General features: G+C 37.1%; 21 protein-coding genes and 1 pseudogene. 7 read left to right on the forward strand and 15 right to left on the reverse strand.

Annotated elements, in window-relative coordinates:
* Positions 1-177 precede the first annotated feature (177 nt).
* Positions 178-3,147, forward strand: a complete 2,970-nt coding sequence (locus WFN33_RS00910; RefSeq protein ID WP_336950885.1) for a M66 family metalloprotease — start codon at positions 178-180, stop codon at positions 3,145-3,147.
* Positions 3,148-3,275: 128 nt separating this feature from the next.
* On the opposite strand, the gene WFN33_RS00915 is transcribed toward WFN33_RS00910, so the two are convergent.
* The 5 genes from WFN33_RS00915 to WFN33_RS00935 form a co-directional block, all read right to left on the reverse strand.
* Entirely contained in the window at positions 3,276-3,800 is a 525-nt protein-coding gene (locus WFN33_RS00915; protein ID WP_262086223.1) for a protein tyrosine phosphatase family protein, read from the reverse strand.
* A gap of 74 nt (positions 3,801-3,874) precedes the next feature.
* A complete protein-coding gene (locus tag WFN33_RS00920; RefSeq protein ID WP_004719768.1) occupies positions 3,875-4,966 on the reverse strand; it encodes a 3-deoxy-7-phosphoheptulonate synthase in 1,092 nt (363 codons plus the stop codon).
* Between the two features lie 143 nt (positions 4,967-5,109).
* Entirely contained in the window at positions 5,110-5,988 is an 879-nt protein-coding gene (locus WFN33_RS00925; RefSeq protein WP_336950886.1) for a sulfite exporter TauE/SafE family protein, read from the reverse strand.
* Positions 5,989-6,774: 786 nt separating this feature from the next.
* Complete coding sequence (locus WFN33_RS00930; RefSeq protein ID WP_336950888.1) at positions 6,775-8,265, reverse strand: amidase; 1,491 nt, start codon at positions 8,263-8,265, stop codon at positions 6,775-6,777.
* A 22-nt stretch (positions 8,266-8,287) separates the two neighbouring features.
* Positions 8,288-9,763, reverse strand: a complete 1,476-nt coding sequence (locus tag WFN33_RS00935; RefSeq protein WP_336950890.1) for a GGDEF domain-containing protein — start codon at positions 9,761-9,763, stop codon at positions 8,288-8,290.
* Positions 9,764-10,017: 254 nt separating this feature from the next.
* On the opposite strand from WFN33_RS00935, the gene WFN33_RS00940 reads away from it, so the two are divergent.
* Entirely contained in the window at positions 10,018-10,506 is a 489-nt protein-coding gene (locus WFN33_RS00940) for a hypothetical protein (RefSeq protein WP_336950891.1), read from the forward strand.
* Positions 10,507-10,620: 114 nt separating this feature from the next.
* Here the strand turns inward: WFN33_RS00940 and accC are convergent, their stop codons facing one another.
* From accC to WFN33_RS00960, 4 genes are all read right to left on the reverse strand, one after another.
* Entirely contained in the window at positions 10,621-11,985 is a 1,365-nt protein-coding gene (accC, locus tag WFN33_RS00945; protein WP_336950892.1) for an acetyl-CoA carboxylase biotin carboxylase subunit, read from the reverse strand.
* A gap of 16 nt (positions 11,986-12,001) precedes the next feature.
* Positions 12,002-12,421, reverse strand: coding sequence for an acetyl-CoA carboxylase biotin carboxyl carrier protein (locus tag WFN33_RS00950; RefSeq protein WP_336950893.1), 420 nt, complete (start codon positions 12,419-12,421; stop codon positions 12,002-12,004).
* 17 nt (positions 12,422-12,438) lie between these two features.
* On the reverse strand, positions 12,439-12,894 hold the full coding sequence (aroQ, locus tag WFN33_RS00955; RefSeq protein WP_336950894.1) for a type II 3-dehydroquinate dehydratase: 456 nt from the start codon (positions 12,892-12,894) through the stop codon (positions 12,439-12,441).
* Between the two features lie 235 nt (positions 12,895-13,129).
* Entirely contained in the window at positions 13,130-14,446 is a 1,317-nt protein-coding gene (locus WFN33_RS00960) for a Y-family DNA polymerase (protein ID WP_336950895.1), read from the reverse strand.
* Positions 14,447-14,793: 347 nt separating this feature from the next.
* Here WFN33_RS00960 and WFN33_RS00965 point away from each other — a divergent pair, with 347 nt between their 5' ends.
* Positions 14,794-14,976 (forward strand): hypothetical protein, encoded by a 183-nt coding sequence (locus WFN33_RS00965; RefSeq protein WP_336950896.1) that lies wholly within the window; start codon positions 14,794-14,796, stop codon positions 14,974-14,976.
* 474 nt (positions 14,977-15,450) lie between these two features.
* On the opposite strand, the gene WFN33_RS00970 is transcribed toward WFN33_RS00965, so the two are convergent.
* Positions 15,451-16,653: a winged helix-turn-helix domain-containing protein gene (locus tag WFN33_RS00970; protein WP_336950898.1), complete on the reverse strand. Its 1,203-nt coding sequence runs from the start codon at positions 16,651-16,653 to the stop codon at positions 15,451-15,453.
* 105 nt (positions 16,654-16,758) lie between these two features.
* Complete coding sequence (locus WFN33_RS00975) at positions 16,759-17,196, reverse strand: LexA family protein (protein ID WP_336951464.1); 438 nt, start codon at positions 17,194-17,196, stop codon at positions 16,759-16,761.
* A gap of 239 nt (positions 17,197-17,435) precedes the next feature.
* On the opposite strand from WFN33_RS00975, the gene WFN33_RS00980 reads away from it, so the two are divergent.
* The 3 genes and pseudogenes from WFN33_RS00980 to hpaR all read left to right on the forward strand — a co-directional run bounded on the left by WFN33_RS00980 (position 17,436) and on the right by hpaR (position 19,285).
* Positions 17,436-17,774 carry an immunity protein Imm33 domain-containing protein gene (locus WFN33_RS00980; protein WP_336950899.1) on the forward strand — a complete coding sequence of 113 codons (339 nt, stop codon included), beginning with the start codon at positions 17,436-17,438 and terminating at the stop codon, positions 17,772-17,774.
* A 17-nt stretch (positions 17,775-17,791) separates the two neighbouring features.
* On the forward strand, positions 17,792-18,172 hold the full coding sequence (locus WFN33_RS00985; protein WP_336950900.1) for a hypothetical protein: 381 nt from the start codon (positions 17,792-17,794) through the stop codon (positions 18,170-18,172).
* Positions 18,173-18,856: 684 nt separating this feature from the next.
* Positions 18,857-19,285, forward strand: a pseudogene (hpaR, locus tag WFN33_RS00990) (homoprotocatechuate degradation operon regulator HpaR).
* A gap of 141 nt (positions 19,286-19,426) precedes the next feature.
* Here the strand turns inward: hpaR and dsbG are convergent.
* The 4 genes from dsbG to WFN33_RS01010 form a co-directional block, all read right to left on the reverse strand.
* Positions 19,427-20,176, reverse strand: a complete 750-nt coding sequence (gene dsbG / locus WFN33_RS00995) for a thiol:disulfide interchange protein DsbG (protein WP_336950901.1) — start codon at positions 20,174-20,176, stop codon at positions 19,427-19,429.
* A gap of 57 nt (positions 20,177-20,233) precedes the next feature.
* Positions 20,234-21,064: a TlpA disulfide reductase family protein gene (locus WFN33_RS01000; protein ID WP_336950902.1), complete on the reverse strand. Its 831-nt coding sequence runs from the start codon at positions 21,062-21,064 to the stop codon at positions 20,234-20,236.
* A 10-nt stretch (positions 21,065-21,074) separates the two neighbouring features.
* Complete coding sequence (gene dsbD, locus WFN33_RS01005) at positions 21,075-23,108, reverse strand: protein-disulfide reductase DsbD (protein ID WP_336950903.1); 2,034 nt, start codon at positions 23,106-23,108, stop codon at positions 21,075-21,077.
* A gap of 68 nt (positions 23,109-23,176) precedes the next feature.
* Complete coding sequence (locus WFN33_RS01010) at positions 23,177-23,620, reverse strand: hypothetical protein (RefSeq protein WP_336950904.1); 444 nt, start codon at positions 23,618-23,620, stop codon at positions 23,177-23,179.
* A gap of 291 nt (positions 23,621-23,911) precedes the next feature.
* On the opposite strand from WFN33_RS01010, the gene pepN reads away from it, so the two are divergent.
* On the forward strand, positions 23,912-26,521 hold the full coding sequence (pepN, locus tag WFN33_RS01015) for an aminopeptidase N (protein ID WP_336950905.1): 2,610 nt from the start codon (positions 23,912-23,914) through the stop codon (positions 26,519-26,521).
* Positions 26,522-26,626: the final 105 nt, after the last annotated feature.

The following is a 26,626-nucleotide window of genomic DNA, read 5'->3' on the forward strand; positions in this document are numbered from 1 at the left end:
ATAAATCCATAAAAGTAAAATTTAGGGCAATCTGTCCTTTTTATATTTTTTAAATAAAAAAACACATGATTATAATCTGTGTGATATATTTAAATCATTGAAATATATAATTATTTTAATTTAATCTCAAAAACCAAGGATAGAGATAAGTCGTTATAAATATGGGGAAGATATGTGATGCAATTACGGTTTAAATATTTAACAATTTGTACGCTTTCAGCAATGCTTATCGCATGTGGGGGTGGTAGTGATAGCCATACAACAAATGATCAGCCATCGAATATACCGCAAAACCCTGGCGATGGTACAAATGAGTTACCTGGAGATGGTACACCAGAAACCCCAGACAACGGTTCAGGGGGTTCAAATAGCGGTACGACTTTGCCTCCAGAGAATGGTTCGGGTGATTCAAATGGAGGATCAACTGAGACTCCTCCTGAGAACGGTTCAGGCGACTCAAACGGTGGCACGACTCAGCCTCCTGAGAGTGGTTCGGGCGGTTCAAACGGTGGCACGACTCAGCCTCCTGAAAATGGTTCGGGTGGTTCAAATGTTAATACAGGGACAACACCACCTATAGTAGAAAAATATCCAGAACCAGTTAAAAATAAAATCTCAAGCAGTGTATTAGGCTTTTATGATTTTAATGCACAGGGTGGAAATCGCTTATTGCGCAATGATTTAAATGGTGACTTTGCTGCAATGCTACAGTTTGCCCAAAGCCATGTGGTAAATCCAAAGAATAATGAACAGGATAAAATGCCACGCTTAACAACGCAAAAAGATGCATTGTTATTGGTTACACCTTTAGTTTCAATGGGAGATGTTGATAAATTACAAGCGGAAATCTATCAAGGTAACCAACTGATACGTACTGTAAATCTAAAAGAGCCTTCGCGTCTTGCTGCTTCAGATCAATCTAATCAGGATGATCGAGCGCGGGTGATGTACTCTAAACAGGCATGGTCAGTAGCATTAAAGTGGGATGAGGTACGTTCAGGATTATCCATCCGTATTATAGATCCTGTAAACAATCGCAGTGGTTCTTTAGCTGGGGCAGATATTGATTTTGCAGCACCAGGCGAGTTGGTAGTGCAAAGTATTCGTTTAGGTTTATTGACTGATGCACCTAAATCCAATGGTCACTATATGCTGTTGGAACCTGAAAAAGCAGGAACCGATTATTTCCAAACCATCCCTGCTGCAAAAATGATTGTCAGCAAATACGATGAAATGAAGCTTAATCGGGTCATGGTTGCAAGTGGTGTCATTTACGATTCTGTCAGTGCAACCAATGGTGGTGTCTATGATGGAGATATGCGTGAAAATACTGCTAAATCAACATTTAGTGTGGGAATTAACTTAGCGAATTGGGGTGTCACCAGTTCATCGATGCAAAGTCAAGAGCAACCACAAGTGACTCAAAGTGTGGTGATTCATCATGCCAGAGGTAAATATGCCAATGGTGAGTCCAATCACGGCTTAAGTGGTGGAAATGGTATTTTGACATTGATCGATTCGGTGGGGAATGAATTTAGCCATGAAATCGGGCATCACTATGGTTTAGGGCATTATCCTGGCTCAGTCGAAACAAGTGGAAGTCCTACAAATTATTTCTGGTCTGCACATCATGCTGATAGTGGCTGGGGATATATTGCATTTCGAAATAAAATGCGTGGCAATTTAAATTGGGGCAATACCAATTTAGGTGATGGTAGTAATGGTGTACCAAACTTCCAAAATCTCTATGCTTATGGTTGGGATGCCATGAGTGGTGGATCTAGCGCCAGCTCGATTTCCAAATATACCCACTATACTGGTTATAGTATGTGGTTAAAAATTCAACCTGCTTTTGATAAATACGTTTGGGATCCAAATTCTACGACAGGTTATAAAAAATGGAATGCAGCAACGCGTGAAATGGTAGATGCACAACCTAAAACACCAAACTCAGGCAATGTTTGGTATAACAGTGCCGATGGTAACTTTTTAAAACCACGTTTATTTAGTGTGCCTGTTTATACGATTTTAGGTGGCTATGATCCAATCAATCAGGTGGGGATTATTTATCCTGCAGCACGAGGTAATTGGGGCAATGTCTTTAATCTACCTCAGGCCAACTCGGCTGGCACTGCTGCAAATTGTTGGTTAAATGTGCAGTATGTCAATAAAGTAGAAAATATTGCACTTGCACCACAACGGGTAAACTCAGGTAGCAATGCCAATAAGTTCCATATCAATCTTGCGCAAAGTGATGCCCCTCAAAATATTGATCTTTACTGCCAAAAAGCAGGCCAGCAAGCAGTGAAATTGTCGAATATCAATATCCCAGTCACTACACAAGCAATGACACCTTTTGTTTCTATTGGTAAAGAAGCAGAGTATTCGGCATTAAGAACACTTGAAATGCCACAACTCGAACAAGCTTTGCTGAATAATAAAGGTAAAGAGGTGGTCAGCCTAGATGCGGATTCACGCTTATTATTTGACTCTTATCGTCAATTTAAAACTGAATTGTCAGCGGACGCGCAGACAGAAATGGTTCGTTATACCCAACAGCAAATTAAACTTTATCGTTTAAATCGTTGGATAAATGCATATCGAACTGATCTCGAAAGTGGCAATGTTGAAGCGATTGAGGCATTTAATCAGTTTGTGGCAAAGTTGGAACTAAGTACTGATTTCAATTTAAACCATGTTTCCAGTATTAAAAATGGGACAAATTGTTTAAAAGTTGAAACACTGGCTAATGGCAAATTGAATGCCTATATCAGTGGTAAGAGTGGCTGTACGGGTGATGACACTGAACAGTGGATCTACGATGCAATGGGTAAAATCCACAGCAAAAAATATATGGATCAGTGTTTAGCCAATCAGGGTGGGGTGATTAATCTAAGCTCATGTAACCATGATGCAGCAAGCCAAGTGTGGGCGATGAATGCCACACTGCAACGTATCGAGCAAGGTTCAAAATGTTTTGATTTGGAATATGGTTATTTAAGCAATAACCGAGCACGTTTGATTAGTTATAATTGCGGTACTGGTGGGAATCAAAAATGGACAAATCTTACTGCCAATAACAGTTTGATTTTGGCTGCAACCCGTGCTGAAAATTTAGCTTTGATCAAGCAGCTTCTAATCAAGTAACCATTGATCAAATAAGCAAATCAAACATTAAGTTATCACAATAAAATAAGCGCCATAAGGCGCTTATTTTTGTTCATGTTGATGATTTTACTTAAATACATCAATGATTGAACTGTTGTTATGCTGGTTTAAGAAAACTGATCCGCATTCATCAAAGAGTGTTGTAAATCTTCAGTGGCTTTACGCCCTTGTAGTTGTAAGGCAACAGCATGTATTAAACCAGTCCAAGTTTCATTGGGTTCCCAAATTTGATGCATCAACTCTTGTGCGGCTGGCATATCGATATCCATATAATATTGGCGATATAAATACATCAAACAACTCACCCGCATATTCTTCGCACAATGTACCCAAACGATTTTTTCCTGTACCAAATGCGCGATCAAATCTAACACAAATAAGCATTGATCATCTGCTGGTGTATCCCAATGGATTGGAATTTGAATGTAGTTGAGTCCAAACTCAGCACAGATTTTATCTTCATGTTCAAGGTGTAAGCTGGCATCTGTAAATGCCAGATTGATGATTGTATCTACGCCGTATTCTTTAATCTGTTTCAGTTGTTCAGCACTCGGCTGACCTGAAGTCAGTAAATGTTCGTGGACAAACTGGAAGTTTGCGATTTGACAGAGTTCTTGTTCAAGTTCGTTCATAGCATTCTTACAGAAAATGTTTAATAACATCATAAACAAAAACGCCATCTATGTAGATGGCGTTTTTATATTAATTAACGATTTGGTAAAATTTCTTTTAAAGCTGCATCCATTTCCAGAAGTGCTTTTTCAGTGGTTTCCCAATCGATACAGCCATCAGTCACAGATTTACCATATTCTAAATCAGCCAGATTTTCAGGAATATCTTGGCGCCCACCTTTGATATGGCTTTCAACCATAATGCCGACAATAGATTTGTTGCCATCTAAAATCTGTTCGGTGATATTTTTCAACACAAGCGGTTGTAAATACGGATCTTTATTTGAGTTGGCATGACTGGTATCAATCATGATTTTATTGCTGACTTTGGCTTTTGCTAATGCATTTTCCGCTTCAGCAACAGAACCCGCATCATAGTTCGGCTTACCATTACCGCCACGTAATACAACGTGTGCATAAGGGTTACCACTAGTACGAATCACTGAAACTTGGCCTTCGTTATTTAAACCCAAGAAACTATGACCATGTTTAACAGACTGCATAGCATTGGTTGCAACGGTTAAACCACCATCTGTACCATTTTTAAAGCCTACAGGTGACGAAAGACCAGAAGACATTTCGCGATGCGTTTGGCTTTCCGTTGTACGTGCACCAATTGCAGACCATGAAATAAGATCTTGGTAATATTGTGGTGAGTTTGGATCAAGCGCTTCAGTTGCACAAGGTAAGCCTTTATCGTTTAACTCAAGCAATAGTTTGCGCCCTAAACGTAGACCTTTTTCAATATTAAAAGAATCATTCATATCTGGATCATTGATCAAACCTTTCCAGCCAACGGTGGTACGAGGTTTTTCAAAATAAACACGCATGATGATATATAAAGTATCTTTTACTTTTTCACTTAATACTTTTAAACGATTTGCATAATCATGTGCTGCAACAGGGTCATGAATAGAACAAGGGCCAATCACAACAAATAGACGTTTATCTTTACCATCTAAAATATTACGAACAGTTTCCCGACCATGAAGTACAGTTTGGTAGGCATTTTCATTTAATGGTAATTCAGCTTTAAGTTCCGCTGGGGTTACCAGCGTTTGAATGCTTTGGACATTCACGTCATCAATATCTGATTGAGTAATTGGATTTGAATTTAATGTATTCATTGCCGTCACTGGGTATTAGAAACATACAGAAAGTATTTTTAGTGGTCAGAATATAACACGAATTGGCCGAAGTTTTGTCATAAATAAATCATTAAAACTTTGCGGTCAATTCATAACTATTAGTTATTAATAAAAGCTTAATTTTAAACCTGTGGTTGTTGGACGGATGGCGTCACCATTGCAACCTGTGGTTTTTCTACAGGTTTGGATTTAACTGGGTTTAAGATAAAGTTAATACCCAAGGCAAATAGGGTGATCCCCAAAACCTTGCGAATCATTTTTTCTGGCATTTTAGAACTGATTAAGGTTCCCACCACAATTGCAGGAATTGAGCCCACCAACAACCATCCAAGCAGATGAAAATCTACATTGCCAGATGTCATATGTGCAAATCCAGCAACAGAGGTTAATAAAACAGCATGTACAACATCAGAACCAATGATACGAATCATGGGTAAATTTGGAAACATGAGGATCAGTGCCATGATACCAAATGCGCCAGCACCTACAGAAGAAAGGGTCACAAACACACCCAGTACAATCCCCATAATCACCACATAAGTGCGTTTGCCTTCAATGTTGAAATTATTGGCTTCATGAAAATCTTGCTTTTCTGCACGAAATTTGGCAAAGAATTTTTCAATTCTAGAACGGAACACGATAGACAAGCCTGTTATGGTCAGCATAAAGCCTAACACCATGGTTAAAATGGCTTTGTAGTGCGTTGAACTGCTGAGATAATTGTCTAAAACCCAATGGGTGATAAATGAAGCAGGGACACTGCCTAAAGCTAACCAGAGAACAATCGGCCAAACGATATTCAGTTTTTTAGCGTGAACCATTGAGCCACAAAATTTAGAAATAGCTGCATAAAGTAGGTCTGTTCCGATTGCGATGTGTGGTTCTATTCGAAATAAACTAATCAAGATGGGGGTCATAAGTGAACCACCGCCTACACCAGTAATACCTACACAGAAGCCGACTAAAACGCCAGCTAGAATAAACTCAACAGGACCAAACATGACTTATATTGCCAGATATCAAAAAACAGGCATATCTTATGACTTTTTTGTATAAGTGGTTGTCTTGATTGTTGATTTGCTTATGCAAAAAAATGCTAAAGTCTTTTAACTTTAGCGTAATGCAGGTTTTTATATCTATCTAATTGATTATTATTCTAAATTTTGATTAGGTCTCTTTTGTAGCTTGAAGATGATCATTTGAATTAAATCATATTAGTATGAAACTTCTTCCTTCCTTTGGGAGGAAGGCTAGGATGAGGGTGCTTTTACATCGATTTATGCTTTTAAAAAGACTTGTGAAAGAAACCTAATAAATATACGAATTATATGATTTATCTTACAAAAGTAAACTTTATAACTTGGAACTTATACTTCTCTATGGAAATGAATATTTATGATTGAAAAGCTTACAATGCCCTACTTTACTATTGGCGCTTAAATAGGTTCACGTAGTCGATGCCTCACTTTTGGCAAGGGATGCCAAACCTCGCACTGCAAACAAAGCTATACTTTGTTTTTGCTCATGTTGTGCGAAGGGTACGTCCTGTAACCCCCGCATTCCCACGCTCAATGGGCGAGAGCCGTCGCCACGCAATAGCTCGATCATGTATAATTCATCAATATAAAAGCAACTCATTGCATACTAGTTCAAAATATGACTGAGTATTGAATGCTCATTTTTTAGTAACTCAAAATCTAATAATCAGCTCTAAAATAAGCCTTATTCTGAAATAAATATTCACATCAGTACCCGATGTTTAATGGGAATATTCAAGCAGATAAAATTTATAATAGGATGCTTTGATATTTAGATGCCCAAGGTTGCGCCTGCTCTAATTGTGCCGCCAGTTGTAATAACACATCCTCACGTCCAAAAGGGGCAATAAATTGTGAACCTAAAGGTAGATTATCTTTATTCCAATATAAAGGTACTGACATGGCTGGTAAGCCCGTGATATTGGCCAATTGAGTAAATGGAACCCACTGCAAATTATTTTTAATCATTTGCTCAACTAACTTACCTTTTGCCAGTAAGTGGGCTTGATCAACTTTGAGCAAGGCTTTTAAAATCGGAACCTGCCAAGATGGTGTTTTTACCTCACCATTTTTCGGTGCTACTGAGGCTGTAGACGGGATCAAAAATAAGTCATAATGCTCAAAGAAATGGTTCATTTTTGCAACATAAACACCCCAGTTATTGAGGTTGTTAATATAGTCCACAGCAGAAGCCTTGGCCCCAAATGCGGCAATTGCCAGTGTATCTAATTCAAAATCTTGATCTGTTGCGCCAAATTTCTGTTTGACTTGATTGACCGTATAAGCGCATTGACTAAACCATGTGGTAATAAAGTCTTTGGCAAGAGACATACCGTCAATTTGAGGCGTTGCCTCTTCAACAATATGTCCTAAAGATTCTAAAAGTTTGCTAGTCTTTTGGATAGCTTGAACTGCATCTTTTGAAACTTTGGTTCCAATTGGGGAAACAGTGGAAAAACCAATTCGCAGACGCTTTGGAGCTTTTTCAATGATGTCTAAGTAGCGTTCAGTCGGGCTTTGGATGTTGAAAAGAGCAGTGCGATCTGAGCCTTGAGTGGCATCTAACATGGCTGCACTATCACGGACTGATTTGCACAAAACATGTTGCATCGCAGCACCATGCATTGCTTCACTGATTTCAGGTCCCCAAGGCGTACGTCCACGACTTGGCTTTAAGCCAAATAGGCCACAATATGAAGCTGGGATTCGGATAGAGCCACCTCCATCACTTGCACCCGCAATCGGTACGATACCTGCTGCAACCCCAGAAGCGGAACCTCCAGAAGAGCCGCCACTATTGTGTTTTAAATTCCATGGATTTTTGCAACTGCCCCAAGCTTCAGGTTCAGTGATACCTTTAATGCCAAATTCAGGCGAATTGGTTAATCCGAAAGTGACTACCCCAGATTTCACCCAGCGATTGACGATTTCTGAATTTTCTTTAGCAATATATTGCGCATTTTTAAACGATTTGGAACCAAATGAAGTTGCGACACCTGCATATTCTTGATGTAGATCTTTGAGTAAAAATGGTACACCTGAAAAGGGACCAGTCGCATAATTTTGGGTGTTTTTTAATGCATGTTCATAAATAGGAATAACGATCGCATTAATTTTAGGATTAACTTGTTCAGCACGTTGAATTGCGATTTCTAATAATTCATGTGCTTGTACTTCCTTGTTTTTTACAAGTTGTGCTAAACCGATACCATCATATTGAATATATTCTGAAAACTTCATAGCTTTCCCTTGCTGTTTTGAGTTATTGGGCAAATATGTTTTGGTTTTGTTCGATGGTTTTTTCTAAACAAAGCTGATTTCTACCTTTTTCCTTGGCTAAATACAAAGCATCATCAGCTCGTTTTATCAGCTGTTGAAAAGGTATGCAATAGGGTAAAGTCTGATAACTTAAGCCAATACTGACGCTGATATTTAAGCTACGTTGATCATCTAAATGAATCGGGGTATTGAAAACGCTATTACAAATTCTTTGTGCAATGGCAATACTTTGATCTAAAGATAGATCTTTTAATAATATAGCAAACTCTTCGCCACCTAAGCGACCAAATAGATCATTCGTGCGAATTTGTGCTTTGACTTGATGGGTAAACTCTTGCAAAACATAATCGCCGATCACATGGCCATATTGATCATTAATTTTTTTAAAATGATCTAAATCTAAAACCAAAATTGTGACACTGTGTGCTTGTTGTTTTTCAACATCCTCAGCAATGGTGCGTTCACTTTCTTCATAGAAATAACGACGATTTAGTGTGGTGGTGAGGCCATCATGATTGGCTAAGTATAAGATTTGGTGATAAAGCTTTTGTCGATTTAAACTGATAATAGCGAGGGTTAATGGCCCCAAAGCCAGCATCATTAAACCGATGCGTACAGACAGTGTGGTGCCCAAATAGGCATCGGGTGACTGAGCAATATAATATGCAGTCAATGCATTATAGAGCAGCATACACACTATACAGTTAATGATAGAGACAAAAAATAAATTATAGCTTAGTGCAGCCCAGACTAGCGCTGCAATTGGGAACATGATTGCACCTGGACCCAGAAAAAAATGAGTCAGAATGACGGAGAAAATCACGCCCAATAGCGGAAGAAATTTTTCGTATTGAAAAGGCTGTTGTTTAAATTGTTGGATATGGTTTTGAATGGCTTTTTTATCTGGGATTGCCAATATAATCGGTAAAAAGGCAATAACATTGAGGATTTCACCCGTCCACCACATACCAAAATCGACCCAGATTCTATCCATAATCATAAAGGTGTTTGGTAAATAAGGGACAGTTAAACTTGCGACGATTGGCGAGGCTAAACAACCGCCAAAGGCACTGATTGCAAATAAGTATAAAAATGTTAGACCTTTATTATATTGTTTATAATCTAGTTTAAAAAAACGAATCAGGCCTAATGTGACCACGGCGTGAGTTAGATTGGCTAAAGTCAGAAAGAAGGTGATTAAAAATGAATTGCCAGTAAGCAGATCTGCAAGCATAAATGCGATAAATGCACCAATCCATCCACCTATATTTTTTAAGCGATGAAACCTTAAAAAGAGTCCAAGTAAAACAGCATTTGCGGGCCAAAAAATGGCAAGAAAAGATAAGGGTCTACCCAATATTCCAGCCAATGCACAGACAAAAATAATCATTGCAATAATAAAAAATGCAGAGATGTTGTCTTTAAGCACTTGACTTAAATATGCGAGAGCTCGAGGCAATTTACTAACCTATTCTAAAGAGGGATTAATCTCTAAGCCAATATTTTATCTGGCTCTGCTAAGGTATTAATCAGTAATCATATCTATTTGTATCGATAAATCAATAGTTTTAGTTACCTTAATTCGGGCTCGTCACAAAAATGTTTTTTGCATAGATTACACAAGAAAGATTGTTCATATATGGTTAATTTTACATGTTTTATTCTAAATCTATGCTAATTTATGTCTGATGAAATATTACATACAGACTTGGTATGAAAAAAACAGCACTTATAATTTCTTTATTGCTTAGCCTTTCACCTTTTGTGAGAGCTGAAACAGTTCAACCTCAAGCAACCAATCCTACGACTGTGGCTGCAACCAATACCACAAGCACAATTCGTATAAATACTCGCCCTGAAATTTTAGGCTTATGGGGTATGGAAATTCCAGAAAATAAGAAATGTACAGAATATTATAATTTCCGTGGTTCCAATGAAGTGGTGGTGAATAGTGCCAAAGAGTGGTCAACTGGTCTGTTTGATTATCAACCTTCACCGGATAATACGTTGGAAAAGCCACCTGCATTAATCATGCAAATTCGCTATGAAAATAATGAAACAGATTGTTCAGGACGTAAAGAAGATCAGTCTGGTGAAGTTACCCAATATTTTGTGAAGTGGATTAATAAGAACACCTTGAATTTTTGTATTTCTGACAAAGGGGATCAGTGCTTTGCTACTTTACGCAGAGTCTTGCCTTAAGTCGATTTAAAGCATCAATGCTTGTCTAAGTAATGAAGCATTTGCTTTAAAATAAAAAACCTCTGATTTTACAGAGGTTTTTTATTGGGTTTTTACGGGATTAGCGAATGTATATTAAGCTTCTTTTTCATGTCCTTGAACTTGTTTTAATAAGTGTTTTTCAAGGTAGTGAATATCCATTGCTTGTGAACAGAAGTTTTTATCTTCAAGAATCAGATCTTTATGTAATGGAATATTGGTTTTAATTCCAGTTAAGATCATCTCATCCAAGGCTTGTTTCATACGGGCAATCGCGGTTTCACGATCTTTACCATAAGAAATCAACTTTGCGATCATTGAGTCATAATACGGAGGAATGCTATAGCCTTGATAGATATGAGAATCTAAACGGATACCCGCACCGCCTGGCGCATAGAATGATTCAATTTTACCTGGTGATGGTAAGAAGGTTGACGGATCTTCTGCATTGATACGGCATTCAATCGCATGACCTTCGATTTTAATGTCTTCTTGTTGAAGATTTAAACCTAGACCTGCAGCGATACGTAATTGCTGTTCAATAATATCAACACCAGTCACTTGTTCAGTCACCGGATGCTCAACTTGAACACGAGTATTCATCTCGATAAAGAAGAACTCACCATCTTCAAATAAGAACTCAAAAGTACCAGCACCACGGTATTGCATCAACTTACATGCATTGACACAAGCTTCAAGAATATGTGCACGCGCTTCTTCTGGTAAACCTGGTGCAGGTGCTTCTTCAAGCACTTTTTGATGGCGACGCTGTAAAGAGCAGTCACGGTCATATAAATGAATCGCTTGGCCATTACCATCGGCTAAAACTTGTACTTCAACATGACGTGGTTTTTGTAGGAAACGCTCCATATAAACCGTATCATCCCCGAACCACATTTCAGCATCACGTTGTGCAGCTTGAACAGATTCAAGTAATGTATCAACACGCTCAACAATACGCATCCCACGCCCACCACCGCCTGAAGCAGCTTTTACAATCAATGGGAAACCAATTTCTTTGGCTTCAGCCAATGCATTGTTTGGTGTGACCGCATGAGCAGAACCAGGAACTGTTGGAACACCTGCTTTACGCATCGCCGTAATTGCGGAAACTTTATTTCCCATCAGACGAATGTGTTCGGGACGAGGTCCAATGAAAATAAATCCTGAGTTTTCTACAATTTCTGCAAATTCAGCATTTTCAGATAAGAAACCATAACCTGGATGGATGGCATCTGCGCCTGTAATTTCTGCTGCGGTAATAATGGCTGGAATATTTAAATAGCTTTCACTACTTGCGCCAGGACCTATACATACGGCTTCATCACAAAAACGTAAATGCATCAAATCTTTATCAGCATCTGAGTAGATTCCGACAGTTTTGATTCCCAAAGTTTTACAAGCACGAGTGATGCGTAATGCAATTTCACCTCGGTTTGCAATTAAAACTTTTTGCAACATATCAACCCCCGAGGTATTACGCGCGGTAGCGAAATAAAGGTTGACCGAACTGGATTACATCACCATTTTTTACTAAAATTTCTTCAACTACACCACTTTGAGTTGCTTCAATAGGGTTCATAATTTTCATTGCTTCGATGATACCTAAAGTTTCACCCGCAGAAACAGTCTGACCAATATTCACAAATGGTGCTTCACCCGGACTTGGTGCTGAATAGAACACACCAACCATTGGAGACGTTTCTACTGCACCACGAGAGGCAGCTTTAACTACAGGCGCTTCAGCGGTTGGAAGGGCAATAGGTGCTACACCAGCAGCAACCACAGGATTACGGCGAGTTAAAGCAATCGATTGATCGCCTTCTTTCACTTCAATTGCTTGAAGATCAGATTCGATCATCAAATCGATGAGCTTTTTAATTTTGCGAATATCCATGGGTTCGTATTCCTAAATTATGATTGGGTTGAAGATTTAAGTTTTTCGATGGCGAAATCAAGTGCAAAAGAATAGCCTTTGGCACCTAAACCACAAATGACGCCAACAGCTTTATCTGATAAATAAGAATGATGTCTAAATGCTTCACGTGCATGAACATTAGAAAGGTGTACCTCAATAAATGGAATCGCAACGCCAAGTAGAGCATCACGTACAGCAACTGAGGTATGGGTCAGCGCGGCAGGATTAATAATGATAAATTTTATGCCGTCTTGTTGTGCTTGGTGAATACGATCGACCACAGCTCCTTCCCAGTTGCTTTGAAAAGTATCTAAACTCATATTAGCTTGTCGTGCTTGGAGACTCAGTTGTTGGTTAATGTCATCCAATGTGAGGTGACCATAGACCTCAGGTTCGCGCTTTCCTAGCAAGTTTAAGTTTGGTCCGTGAATGACCAAAATGGTCGAACTCATTGAGAGTGCTCCAATTCAAAAGTCGCAAAAAAAATTGCAAGATGTCTGCAAAGTTTGCATATTATGGCATATTTTTCCACAAATACTTTATATTTTCTTTGAATCGTCGCGGAAACGCAGTGCCTTGTATGGGCTATATAATGTTAATTTTGTCTGTAAATGGCAATGTTAAAATATGACATTTTTAGCAGATGTTTTACAGAGACTTCATTTTAAACTGAGTGACCAAAACTATTCATTTGATTTGTGTAACAGCCATATGGCTATCATCAATACATAAGATGTCACTACAACGTGTTGTATAGCTTGGAGAACGATTTTGCTGACGCATTTTCCATGTTTCTTTGTCGGAATGATAACCTACTTGAATACAGTCTGAGCCAAAGCGTTGTTTCATACTGGAGAGTGTATCCATCAGTTGATCACGTTGCTGAATAAAGTCTACAGGATGCCATAAGTCATTGATGTGCTGGCTTTTGCCATGCAGTGCTGAGAACATGACGGCGACTTTTACATACTTTAAATTTTCTTTAAATAAAACATCAATTTGCTGTAATGCTGACTTGGTTAAAATCATCAAATCGTCTGTTGCATACATCAAGCCAATGACACTACTTTGTGCCTTTTTATAGGGTGCTTGAGCAACTTTTTCATATAAGGAAACATGCACAACTGCACACAGTTGGCGTTGCTTGCTTAGTCGTTGATGTGCACGATTGACATGGAAAATAATGGCTTGTTTAATAATCTCAACATTATTTAGAGCAGATGCAAAACTGCGTGACGAAAGGATACGTTTTGAGGGAATGTCTGCATCGTCCAAAGCAATACAGGATTGACCTTTTAGCTCACGAATGGTGCGTCCAATGACCACTGAAAACTCGCGTGCAAGGTAATGTTCATTGGCAAAAGTTAAGTCATAGCAATTATAAATATTATAAGCTTGTAACCGTTTGCTGGTTTTACGTCCAACACACCAGACCTCAGCGACACTGGTTTCAAGTAGTAAACTTTCAAAACTGCACAAATCTAAACCAGTCAGGTCACAGACACTATCAAAGCCGCGCCGTTTCTTGGCAAAACTATTGGCAAGCTTTGCTTGGGTTTTACTATAGCCAATACCAATACAACAGGGTAGACCAAGCCATTTTTGGATGGTTTCGATGAGTTTTCTACAGTAATCCTGTAGAACGAATAAGTCTTGATAGGAACTGAGATTGATAAAACACTCATCAATAGAGTAGGCTTCCAAATCCTCATCTTTAAAAAAAATCTTTAAAATTTTAAAAAAACGATCTGAAAAATCACCATATAAAGCATAGTTACTTGAAAAGGCGAGTACTCCGGCTTTTTGGGCTTGTTGTTCAACTTCATGCCAAGGGATAGCCATATCTATATTTAACGCCTTGGCTTCGTTGCTTCGTGAAACGACACAACCATCATTATTGCTTAATACGACAACTGGTTTGTTATTTAAACTGGGGTTAAATACGCGTTCGCAACTGACATAACAATTGTTAATGTCGATCAAAGCAAAAATTTGTTCACTCATGAGATATCTTGAAAAAGTTACAAATTCAAGTTAAATATTAAAAGATGTTTAAAATAAATTCAAATCAAATGTGGATTTATTCATCATTTGGACGGGATGATTTCAATAAAGGGATTGGCGAGATACAAAACTTAATAAGCACTGTTGAGCTTCGTAGTGGTTTAAGTAATTTAGGTAAAAATGCTGAATAGAGAAGTGATTCTTTTAAAAGGTATATCTTAAATTGCAACTTACAATGTCGAAAAATGAAACATCTCAATCCTTGTATAGAAAACTGAAAGGGCTAAATTAACAGTTGTCGTAGATTTGTACGGCATATCCCAATATTGAAAAGGATGGATATGAAAATGGCTAATCAACAACAGAATCAGCAGAACGACCAACAAGGTCAGCCCAATCAATCTAATCAACAGCAGAAGCAACACAGTCAGCAAGATCAACAATCAAATCAACAAAACCAGCAAAAGCAACAATCCAACCAACAAGCTCAACAAAATCAGCAAAACCAACACAAGCCTCAGCAAAAATAGGGCTTTGAACTAAACTCAATCGTAGCTTTTAATGACGAAACGCCTCAACTTAGGTGTTTTGTCATTTTAGATTTAGATAGAGTTAACCTGTAAAAAAACGCATACACAAGAATATATACAGCTACATATTAGAGGGGAAGTTTAAATTTAATTTGCGTAGGCGATGCCTCCAAAAGATAATAAACCTTGCACTGCAAAAAAAGCCGTGCTTTGTTTTGCTTATGTTGTGCAAGGGAACGTCCTGTACCATCGCATTCCCACCTTACAACGATAGGCGATATTTATGTCGCTCCACGGCAGGATAATCCTCTAGAATTCAATAATACAAAAACTTATTCATAACCAAAAAACTTCATACAAAACATAAGCTTTATTGATGATCAATGACTTGATGCAAATCAATTGTATGAATAATTAAGTGGTTTGACTTTATTATGCTTTTAAAGCATTTTGATTTTAAGCTTACGTTACCTATCACTTGAATTGTTTCTTGCTATGATCAAGAATTTTATGAAGACCTTCATTTATATTTATACATTGATTAAATTGGGCAAAATGGTGTATTTCAGTGTTTAGTGTGCTAAAAAAATGCGCTGGATCCGAAATAGTATGATTAAGATGATAGGGTTCAAAATGTAGGCTGATGACTTCAAGTTGATTTTTTGCCCGATGTGCTTTGCAATCTATACGTCCCACAATTTGATCCCCATATAAAATAGGTAGACAAAAATAACCAAATATACGTTTAGGTGGCGTCACATAACATTCCAATCGATAATCAAATTTAAACAGGGTATTTAGACGTTCACGATGTATCACCAGATTGTCAAAAGGAGAGAGAAGTTTGACTTTCAACTCAATAGTCGGGATCCGTTCTAAGGCATCGGTTGGGATATAAAGATTTTGACTATCTTTGTCCCTACTGCCTAATTGAGCTAAAGTGGTGATTACACCCGCATCTAATTTTTCATTGACAATGTCACGCATTGCCTTACGGATCTTTTGTCCAACTTTTAAATGCAACAATTGCTTCCATGTAAACACGCCATGTGCACGAAGCGTGGTATTGAACAAGTAGTAGGCATATTCCTCTAATGTAGGAACACTCAGATCAAGCTGACTTGGAATACAATATTCAGTCAGTTGATAGACTTTTTCCATACCATTACGTTCAGAAATCATCAAATCGCCTTGCATAAACAATTGTTCAATAGAACGACGCGCTAAACTTGAGTTCCACCAGCCCCCCGAATTTTGCTTATTGCCTTGTTCAATGCTACGTAATCGAATACTGCCTTCAGCTTTCGCCCGAGCCAGAATCTCATTCATAAAAGCTTGATCACCGTGCTTAAAATAACGATGCTCTCCATTTCTAATCGATGTCATATGAGGAAGTGCATAGCGATAATCCTGCATCGGTAAATAAGATGCTGCATGAAACCAATATTCAAAAATATGTTGTTGTTTGATCAGTTGATTTAAATGGCTTTGTTGATAATCCGGAACACGGTTCCATAAAATATGATGGTGGGCACGTTCTACTACTGAAATTGTATCAATCTGGACATAGCCAAGATGTTCAATGGCATGGCGTGTTCCAGATAACCCTGTACCGAACGAAGTAGGTGAAATTAGACCCTGATGAGAGAGTGCTAGGCGTCTTAATGATTCAATCATAACAATTATTTTTTTAACCTATTTTTAGTGAGTATTGGCTTACAAGAGTATCGCAAATGAAACTTTAAGATGATTAGCATAAACCAGTGCTGCCACTTTTAATGATCATTTTAATTTTTTAAGAATATAAGTAACTACGCCCCAAATCATAATTTGTTCTTCACTGTGTGGGTGAATATCTGGAAAATCAGGGTTTTCTGCTTTGAGCCAAATATCATAAATTCCTGTAGATACTTTAACTTGCATAAAGCGTTTGACTGTAAATTCATTGTTGATTAATGCCAAAACAATATCGCCATGTTCAGCCTCTAGACTACGATCAATTAAGATTTCATCTCCAATTTCAATACCTGCATTTTTCATTGATAAGGAGTTAACTTTTAACATAAAGGTTGCAATAGGGTTATGAATTAAGTGTTCATTTAAATCAATTTTCTTTTCAGTATAGTCTTGGGCGGGTGATGGAAAGCCTGCTGCAACAGTTTCTAAAGGATAAGGAATGCGAATGTTGCTACGAAATTCAATTGTAAGTAGATCTTGCATTGAAATAGACTCGATAACAGAGATGAGGGGATTCATTGATTTAAATTTTTCCCTTACAGTGCTATCACTTAATTTCGATGGAGAATTTAAATTTGGCTTCATCACGATTCAACTTGATAATGTAACATAATCAAGTTTAACAAAATAAATGCTTGATGCAAGATTCTTTTGGTGAATTGATTGTGATTGTCAAACTGTCAGCTTACAATTTGACAAAATCCAATCGCTCGGAAATGTACATGTTGCAAGATTTTGTAGAAGAACAGAAATTAGTGTGTGAAGAATTTGACTCTCGCTATATCAAAGTCAATGAAACGGATCTCGTGGCTATCGCTAAGCAAACATTAAATAAAGAACCGATCGTGGGTTTACGTAAACAGCCAGATGCTGAAAACGTGTCATGGTTTATTTATGGTGGTGAGTTGGAAGAGGGTGAAGATTTTTTTGATGTGATCAGTGTAAAAGAGCTTGAAGAGGTTTTTCCTGATGCGATTCCTTACCTTGCTTTAGAAGAAGGCTTTAGATTTATGATAGATGCTGATGAATACGAAGATGTATGGAAAGCAGATATTTTATAAAAAAGGTTTGCTCAAGCATGATCTATAGATTTATTTTGACCCTCTGCAGTATTGTTCTGAGTAGTGTATTCAGTACCCCAAGTTTTGCTGAGCAATCCACGCAAAAACTCACTCAAGAACAATATGATCAGCGTATTCAAATCTATACTGATCAAGTCAATGTAACCAAACATATCTTGGATGAAGATCAGAGCACGATCACTGCAGCTGAACAGCATAAAGCATTTTGTTCGCGCTTAGATGCTTATCAAACGATTGCTAGAATTTCGAAAGAAAATTTAGAGCTCGATACGGCCAATATGATGTTAATGATTGCCAACAATTATTTAGATCGACAAAAGCAAAGTATTGAGCAGTCAGGAATGACGCTTGAGCTATTTTGTTCGATTAAGAAATAAGCAAAATGTCATTTAAGCCTTATTTTAGTCAAAAAATGATATTTAATTGGCTGAAAATGATAAGTTGTTTTTTTTAAAATGATCAATAATAGACGCATTAAAGCAATACAAGATTTGATTTTCCCTGGTCTGTATTTTGTTTGGCTTTAAGCATCAATCATATGACTGATGCACCCTAAACTCGCTTAATTGCGAGTTTTTTAATGCGTGTGTTTTGTTCTGGCTTTGAATTCACACTAAGATCGTAAAAGATTGCAAGCCAATTAAAAGAAATATGACAACTCAATTCAAAAGGAAACAAGAGTTCACTTTTCAGCAGAATTTTAAAAAATAGAAGAGCAATCAAGATTGCGCATAAAGCCAAATAGGTTTAATTACTCTAAGCAAAGCTAAAAATTTTCTTAAATATTAGAATGATGTAAGTAAATTTAAATTTTGATTTTATTGATTTTTTATTTTATCTAAGGGGGCAATGTTTTCATTTTTGAGCAGATGTTGTTACTGTGAGACTGTTATCCTGATCCGCATATATTTTTTATTATCACTTTCTAGTAAAGAAAATATGGGTTTATATGTATAAATTTATCAGTAAAAGTGTGATGTCGTTGCTGATATGTATTGAATAAATTCTTTAATTAATCAAGTGATTAATCTATCTGTTAATTTTTTATTTAAAGGGTTTTTATGAAATCTATCCGTTTATCGCCATCGTTTACTTTAGCATTGTTACAAGCCCGAGAAGCAACAATGACTCATTTTAGATCAGTATTAAATGAAATGGATTTTAACTGAGCAGAAATGGCGGGTGATTGCTGTACTTTATCAATATGATGAGCTTGAAAATAACCATTTGGCTGATTTGGTGTGTATTTCAAAGCCCAGTTTAACGGGAATCTTAAGTCGTATGCTTGATCGAAACTTGATTAAGAAATGCAAAATCTCCATGATCAACGGGTGAGTTTGATTCGGCTTAGTGAAGAGGGTAAACAATACTTTGAAACGCAAGCGAATAAAATGGAAGAAATTTATATAGATATTCAAATGCAATATGGTACAGAGAATATCCAACAACTTATGGGATTGTTAAATGATCTTTCGAAAATAAAACCATGATAAATTTTAAATTATCAGATCGCAAGTGAAACAATGGTTTAGGGATTAAAATAAAACTGCATGTCACTCAATTCATTTTAAATATGCAAAACACTTTAATCAAAAATGAGTGGGTTTTAATCACTCATTTTTTATCATTGCTTAATCAAATAACTTTTTAATGTCTTTCGGTGCGCCTTGCTGGCTTTGAATTTCACCTTTTGCATCTTTCCATACCATTGCTGGGGTAGCGTAAAAGCCGTATTTATCCATCAGTTTGGTATTTACATCTAACTTTTCAGATAATGCATTAGGAATACTTTTCATTTCCACCAATTTATTCTTACCGTTGCTTAAATTGTATTGTTTGAAAATTTCCGCAGGATTGGTGTGATTTAAAATCGTTGCGGCTTGTCCTTTACTGCTTGGACGAATTACCCCAACCATAATATGTCGTAATTGAACTTTTCCTGAATCTACAAAAGGACGCGCTTGTTGCCAAAAGGTATGACAGTAGGGGCAGTTTGGGTCGTTAAATACATAAACCACTTTAGGAGCATTGCTATCGCCGTCTTGAATCCAAGTCGATTTTTCGAGGCTCTTCCAAATTTCATCTAATACTGCACCTTTAACATGGGTATTAATTGCTTCTTCAGTTAAGTTTTTACCTGAAGCATTAAATAGATCACCAACGATATAGTGCTTTTGATCTTTTGAAATAAATATCGTAGATGGATATTCATCTTTATAACCTGTCCAACCCTCTAAACCTTCGGGTGCACTTATTTGCTTAACAAAGTTATAACCTTCTTTTTCCAATTTATTTTTAAGGAAATTTGCATCAGCAGCAAACAAAGAGCCACTTAACACCAAACCAAGCGAATAAATACCGAGTGTTTTTAAATCAATCATCAATATGACTCCTTAAGTTAAAAGCAATATTTCTTCAATCAATACCAATGAAATACATTATTCTGAAACTATCCTTTGAACTTTTTGGTGAAGCGCAGCATGGGTAAGTTCCCCCATATGTGTATCGATTAATTTGCCTTGTGCATTAAAAAATAAGGTGCTGGGTAAGCCAAACATTCCCATTTTATGTGCCGTTACACCGTCAAAGTCTAGTAGAACCCAATGCAAATTAAGTTTGTGTTGTTGCAAATACGTTTGCACTGCTTTGGCATCTTCATTTTGATTAATAAAGACAAATTGCACATTGGGATATCGTTGTTGCGCATCATTCAACACTGGCATTTCACGTCTGCATGGCGGACACCAACTGGCCCAAAGATTAATTACTGTGGGTTTGCCGAGGAATTGAGTCAGCTCAACATGCTCTTGTTGAAGACTCACTAAATTGACTTGAGGAAATTGTTGGTATTGCAATTGTACTTGTTGATAGAAATATTGACCTGAAATGAAAAACAGGGCAAAAGCCGCAAAAAATAGTGCAATAAAGCTTTTCTTCAGAGATCTGTTTTTCCAAATCATCCACAGGCCAGCACAAGCAATTCCCACATAAAGATGAAAACCTTTATCTTGAATCTTCCATATTTCAACTGGATGCTCTAAATAAACATCTAAGTTAAGTAAGACAAACCCAAGTCGTGCAGATAGCAGGCCAACCAAGAATGCAGACCAAATCGAGTCTTTAAACGCAGACCATTGTAAATTTGATACAGCAAAATATTGAAAGCAAAATTTTCCAATCACCACACTCATCAGTATCGCAAGCATGAGGATGGTTAATCCCCATGGCAACATAATCGGTCCTAAATGAATTGCCTGTGCAGTGATCATGGAAGTTTGTTTAACGTCCTGTGTGTATTTTTTCAGTTTGTTGAATAAGTTGTGGTGCTGAGAAGGTTCCAGTAAAGCGCAATTCACGGATTTCTTGCGCATTACTATTTAAAAACAACATGGTGGGTGGACCTAAAATTTCACGTTGTTTTAAAATAATATCTTGTGAGGCGTTGTATTGCGTTAAGTCTAATTGGATGAGCGTGAAGTTTTTCAATGCATCTTGTACATCTGTACGCGGGAATACTTCTTTTTCAATTGGTTGACACGCCACACACCAGTCTGCATAGACATCAATAATGATTGGTTTGTCTTGCTGTTTTGCATTGACCAATGCCAGTTCTAATTGTTCAGCGGTGGTCACTTTATTCCAAACTAAATGTTCTGCTTGGCTATGTTGAATTTGATAAGCAGAATAACTTTGTTGAATATTCCAAAAACCAGCAACTAAACTGGCTATTGCGATGATGGCTAGAATAACTTTATTGACTATTTTTTCACTGTCGCGTAGAGCAAAAAAGAGATAGATTGACAATGCGATACATAGCATGGCAAAAATTGCAGCGTACACAGTCGAAGGAAGCATTGGACGAATGAAATACAATGCAACCATCAACATAATAAAGCCGAAACTGACTTTAATCCGATCCATCCATTTACCTGGTTTTGGTAATAATTTAGAACCAAATACACTGGCAATAAATAAAGGTAAACCGATACCTAGACCTAGAATAAATAAGTACAAGCCACCTAATACAGCACTTTGAGTTTGTGAAACAAATAATAATGCGCCAGCAAGCGGGGCACTCATACATGGGCCAACAATGAGCGCTGATAATGCACCCATAACCACAGCACCGAGTACTGTCCCAGCTTTTTGATTATTTTGCAGATGACTTAATTTATTGGTAATAAATTGTGGTAAGTTTAATTGATATAAACCAAATAAATTTAAAGCCAGAACAACAAATAAAACTGCAAACAACGAAACAATCCAAGGGCTTTGGAACCAACGTTGAAAGCTATAACCAATTTCAGCCACCACAACACCCATAATCGCGTAAACTACAGCCATACTGATCACAAAGCACAAAGCAATCACAACAGCTTTATAACCTTTAGCACGTTGAATGATGATCCCTGAGAGAATAGGAATAAGCGGAAGCGAGCAGGGCAAAAAAGCCAATAAAATACCTAAACCAAAGAATACCAATAAGTTTAAAAACAGAGAGTCTTTAGATAATAGCTTAAAGAATGATTGATCATCATTCCATTGTAATGACGATGTAGTGTTTTTAGTGCCAATATTACTGTGTAAACCAGTAGAATTTTCAGTATCTGTAATGACATTACCACTTGCAGCAGAAGCGTTGAAATTGTTTGGATTTACAGTGTTGTCTGCTTCATTAGTAGTTTTTTGTCCCAGCTCAGTGGTTTGTTCATCCAATACTTTGTCTAAACCTGTTTTTCCAACAGTTGAATTTACTTTAGTCTCAGCATTTTCTTTGATTTTTGTATCTTGAGCTGCGACTGCGGTATCAGACTGATTGAGTAATGAGCTAGTAGGATTGTTATTGAAAAGGCGTTTTGAAGATGTATTACTTTGCGGTAATAAGCCATCTGCATCAGTTGCAATGGTTTTTCTTTGTAATGGATAACATAAGCCATCTGCAGAACAACCTTGATACATCACTAAATATTGTGAATTAGGTTTAACCTGAATTTGTGTTGTCACATTTTCATAATGAACTTCAGTTTTCCCAAAAGTTGGATCATCTTTGATATGACCTTTGGGAAGACTTAAAGGTACAGCTTTATTGTTAATTGTTACTTTAAACTGATCATGATAGAGGTAATAGTGAGGTGCAACTGTCCATTTCAATTGTGCTTTATTTTCTGAAATTGATTCGGCAGAGAATTGAAAAGCTTGATCTGGTGGGAGAAACTCAGGATTGGCGTGGCTGATTGTACTTAGACTCAACAAAGTAAAACAACATACACTGAGCAATGTTCGCAACTTCATAATTCCATATCTTGATTTCATTTAAAGCCATTATCCATAATTTCAGATAAAGAAGGCATAATTCTAAGTTTTTCTTTGTAAAAATATCGTTAAAAACATTCAACTCCATTTTGCTTAAGTTTTTGAAAAATTTGTTCATCGTCATGATAGAGTCTGTCGAATTGAGTCATTTTCTTAGTTTTTTTACTGGTGTAATTGACATTGTAAAGCACAGCACCTTGATAAACGATTTCATAAGTTCCTGTTTCTTTCTGATTGATTATTTCTTTATAGAAATTGTGAAATTCACTCGGTCTACCTTGTGCTGTATCAACAGCATCATAGTGAGTAAATTTTAGCGAGATTTTTTTCATATAAGGATAATATTTTACTGTTTTGACTTTTGGAAATTCTTCCTCAGAAATAAGCAGAATATTATTGTTTTGACTTTCCTTAAAGCAAAAATATGGGGCAGTTTGCTTTGCATAAACAGACAAAGGGAGAAGACACATTACCGTTGTAAATAGCCTAAGCGATTTCATATATTTTCCCATTCTTGAATATCTTCAAGACGATCTTGTTTGAGTTTATCTAAAAATGTTAAAAAATCTTGTTTGCTTTTTATTGCATTAATTTTCATAAGCATCATTTCTGATTTACAGGATAAATTGTTGTATAAAGATAGGCCATCTCGCACGTTTTTTGCATTCTAACAATTGAAATTAATTTCAACTAGACCCATATAGAAATTAATCAACAGTACAGAACAGACACTTTGTGAAATTTGATTGATGATCAAGCTCACGATAACAAGTCGAAGCTCAACAATAGGATTAGGACATCATATGAATATCGCGGCAAACCCAGTAGTTGAAGCAGATCAAACTATATATTTAAAAGATTATCAAAAACCTTCATATGTTGTAGATTCAATCAATCTCGATATCCAAGTTTATGATGACCATACCAACGTAAACAGCAAATTAGTCATGAAACGTCAAGCAGCTGGAGATATGGTATTGCTTGGACGCGATCTTGAACTTAAATCAATTTCTATTAATGGTAAAAAACTGACTGAAAGTGAATATAGGCTTGATTCTGAGCAGTTGGTGATTGCCAATGCGCCAGATGAATCCATCGTTGAAACATCTGTAGTCATTCATCCTGAAACCAATACACAACTCGAAGGATTATATCTTGCGGGGAGTGATCTATTTGTCACTCAAAATGAGCCAGAAGGTTTCCGTAAAATCACTTTCTACCCTGATCGCCCAGATGTATTATCCGTGTTCACCACTCGTGTAGAAGCCGATAACAAATACCCTGTGCTTTTGGCAAATGGGAACTTGATTGAAGCTGGTAAAACTGGTGATGAGCGCCACTATACCATTTGGGAAGATCCAACCAAAAAACCAGCTTATTTATTTGCCTGCGTAATTGGTGATTTAGCGGTTTTAAAAGACCGTTATACCACTACAGAAGGTCGTGATGTGGCATTAGAAATTTATGCAGAAGAAAAAGATATCCCAAAATGTCATATTGCGATGGAAGCGTTAAAGCATTCTATGCGTTGGGATGAAGAACACTATGGACGTGCATATGATCTAGACAATTATATGATTGTGGCAACCAGTCAGTTCAATATGGGCGCAATGGAAAATAAAGGCTTAAATATTTTCAATACATCATGTGTGCTTGCTGATGAAGAATATACCACTGATGCAGCAATCATGCGTGTACAGTCTGTGATTGCTCATGAATATTTCCATAACTGGACAGGTAACCGTATTACTTGCCGTGATTGGTTCCAATTGTGTTTAAAAGAAGGCTTAACGGTTTTCCGTGATCAGTCTTTTTCAGAAGATCTACAATCAGCAGCAGTACAACGTATTGACGATGTTGCGGTTCTTAAAGCGCATCAATTCCCAGAAGATGCAGGCCCATTATCGCATCCGCCACGTCCAGATCATTTTGTCGAAATCAACAATTTCTATACTGCGACAGTGTATGAGAAAGGTGCGGAAATTAACCGCATGATGTCAACCTTATTGGGCAAGGAAAAATTCCGTAAGGGAACCGATGAATATTTTCAACGTCATGATGGCCAAGCTGTCACTGTTGAAGATTGGGTTGCTGCTTTAACTGCGGGTTCAGGTGTCGATTTATCTGCATTTTTAATCTGGTATAACCAACCAGGAACGCCAAAGCTTGAAGCGAAAGGTGAATATGATGAGAGTGCTCACACTTATCGTTTGAGTTTTAAACAAAGTTTAAAAACCCATCCTAAATATCCAAATTTAAAAGCTGTACCTATTCCTGTGGCTTTAGCATTGTTTAATGCAGAAACAGGTGAGCAGTACACCTTACATTCTGAGGCTTTATTTGAAAATGGGGTAAAAGATGGGGTGTATTTGTTTGATCAAACAGAAGCGACCATTGAATTTACAGGCGTGACCGAAAAGCCTGTAGCATCTTTATTACGGAATTTCTCAGCACCGGTAAATCTTGAATTTAATTATTCAGATGAAGAACTTGCCTTCTTGCTACAATATGAAACCAATGGTTTTAATCAGTGGCAAGCAACACAGACTTTACTTGAGCGTATTTTGCTTAATGGTCATGATGCTCAAATTTATGTAGAGGCAATTAAACAGACCTTACCAAGTGTAATTGAAAAAGATCCACTCTTGGCATCACGCTTATTTGATGTACCAAGTGAAGGTTATTTGGGTAGTCGTATCGACCAAGATTATAATCCTTTGATTGTAAATGAAGCACGTGAAGCTTTGTTGAATCAATTGGCAAAAGTACTGGATGACTTTGTTAAAGAAACATATTTATCACTTGATCCAGATTCACAAAATGAATTTTCACAAGCAATGGGTGTTCGTGCTCTGAAAAATATTATGTTGAGTTTTATGGCACGTCAGGGGGATACCGCAGTATTTGATTTGGCTTATGCACAGTATGAAAATTCTGTGAATATGTCTGAGCGACTTGGCGCACTTAAAGTATTGGTATGGAATGATGCTCCACAAGCAAAAGCAGCCTTAGAGGACTTCTATAAGCGCTTTAAGGATGAAGCATTGTCATTAGATCAATGGTTTATGATTCAAGCAGCGCATCCGAAAGCAACCGCTGAAACGATTCAGTATTTAACTTCACATGCTGATTATGATTTAGGTACACCTAACCGTATTCGTTCAGTAAGTGGTGGTTTAAATGCCAATCCTGTCAATGCATGGAGTTTTGGTGTTCAGCATTTTGTCGATTTGGCGAAGTATTTGGATGAGAAAAATCCAATTGTTGGGTCTCGTTTACTTCAAGTCCTCACCCGCTGGTATACATTAGCTGAGCCACAACGAAGTGAAGTAAAAGCCGCACTTGATGGATTAAAATCTCAAGTGAAATCAAAAAATGTCAGTGAAACCTTAAATAGTATGTTAAGTGTTTAATGGCTTATAATTTTTTGATTTAATTATATTTGTAATGCTATTTCTCTTATTTTTATAGGGGAAATAGCATATTTATAAGTTCTTAAACATTCAGATTTATTATTT

The sequence above is a fragment of the Acinetobacter sp. AS167 genome (assembly GCF_037152175.1).
GTDB lineage: Bacteria > Pseudomonadota > Gammaproteobacteria > Pseudomonadales > Moraxellaceae > Acinetobacter.

Bases quoted from the DNA above. Each gene is read 5' to 3' on its own strand.
- WFN33_RS00910 (WP_336950885.1), top strand. From the start codon at position 178: ATGCAATTACGGTTTAAATATTTAACAATTTGTACGCTTTCAGCAATG.
- WFN33_RS00915 (WP_262086223.1), bottom strand. From the start codon at position 3,800: ATGAACGAACTTGAACAAGAACTCTGTCAAATCGCAAACTTCCAGTTT.
- WFN33_RS00920 (WP_004719768.1), bottom strand. From the start codon at position 4,966: ATGAATACATTAAATTCAAATCCAATTACTCAATCAGATATTGATGAC.
- WFN33_RS00925 (WP_336950886.1), bottom strand. From the start codon at position 5,988: ATGTTTGGTCCTGTTGAGTTTATTCTAGCTGGCGTTTTAGTCGGCTTC.
- WFN33_RS00930 (WP_336950888.1), bottom strand. From the start codon at position 8,265: ATGAAGTTTTCAGAATATATTCAATATGATGGTATCGGTTTAGCACAA.
- WFN33_RS00940 (WP_336950891.1), top strand. From the start codon at position 10,018: ATGAAAAAAACAGCACTTATAATTTCTTTATTGCTTAGCCTTTCACCT.
- accC (WP_336950892.1), bottom strand. From the start codon at position 11,985: ATGTTGCAAAAAGTTTTAATTGCAAACCGAGGTGAAATTGCATTACGC.
- WFN33_RS00950 (WP_336950893.1), bottom strand. From the start codon at position 12,421: ATGGATATTCGCAAAATTAAAAAGCTCATCGATTTGATGATCGAATCT.
- aroQ (WP_336950894.1), bottom strand. From the start codon at position 12,894: ATGAGTTCGACCATTTTGGTCATTCACGGACCAAACTTAAACTTGCTA.
- WFN33_RS00960 (WP_336950895.1), bottom strand. From the start codon at position 14,446: ATGAGTGAACAAATTTTTGCTTTGATCGACATTAACAATTGTTATGTC.
- WFN33_RS00965 (WP_336950896.1), top strand. From the start codon at position 14,794: ATGGCTAATCAACAACAGAATCAGCAGAACGACCAACAAGGTCAGCCC.
- WFN33_RS00970 (WP_336950898.1), bottom strand. From the start codon at position 16,653: ATGATTGAATCATTAAGACGCCTAGCACTCTCTCATCAGGGTCTAATT.
- WFN33_RS00975 (WP_336951464.1), bottom strand. From the start codon at position 17,196: ATGCAAGATCTACTTACAATTGAATTTCGTAGCAACATTCGCATTCCT.
- WFN33_RS00980 (WP_336950899.1), top strand. From the start codon at position 17,436: ATGTTGCAAGATTTTGTAGAAGAACAGAAATTAGTGTGTGAAGAATTT.
- WFN33_RS00985 (WP_336950900.1), top strand. From the start codon at position 17,792: ATGATCTATAGATTTATTTTGACCCTCTGCAGTATTGTTCTGAGTAGT.
- dsbG (WP_336950901.1), bottom strand. From the start codon at position 20,176: ATGATTGATTTAAAAACACTCGGTATTTATTCGCTTGGTTTGGTGTTA.
- WFN33_RS01000 (WP_336950902.1), bottom strand. From the start codon at position 21,064: ATGATCACTGCACAGGCAATTCATTTAGGACCGATTATGTTGCCATGG.
- dsbD (WP_336950903.1), bottom strand. From the start codon at position 23,108: ATGAAATCAAGATATGGAATTATGAAGTTGCGAACATTGCTCAGTGTA.
- WFN33_RS01010 (WP_336950904.1), bottom strand. From the start codon at position 23,620: ATGGGAAAATATATGAAATCGCTTAGGCTATTTACAACGGTAATGTGT.
- pepN (WP_336950905.1), top strand. From the start codon at position 23,912: ATGAATATCGCGGCAAACCCAGTAGTTGAAGCAGATCAAACTATATAT.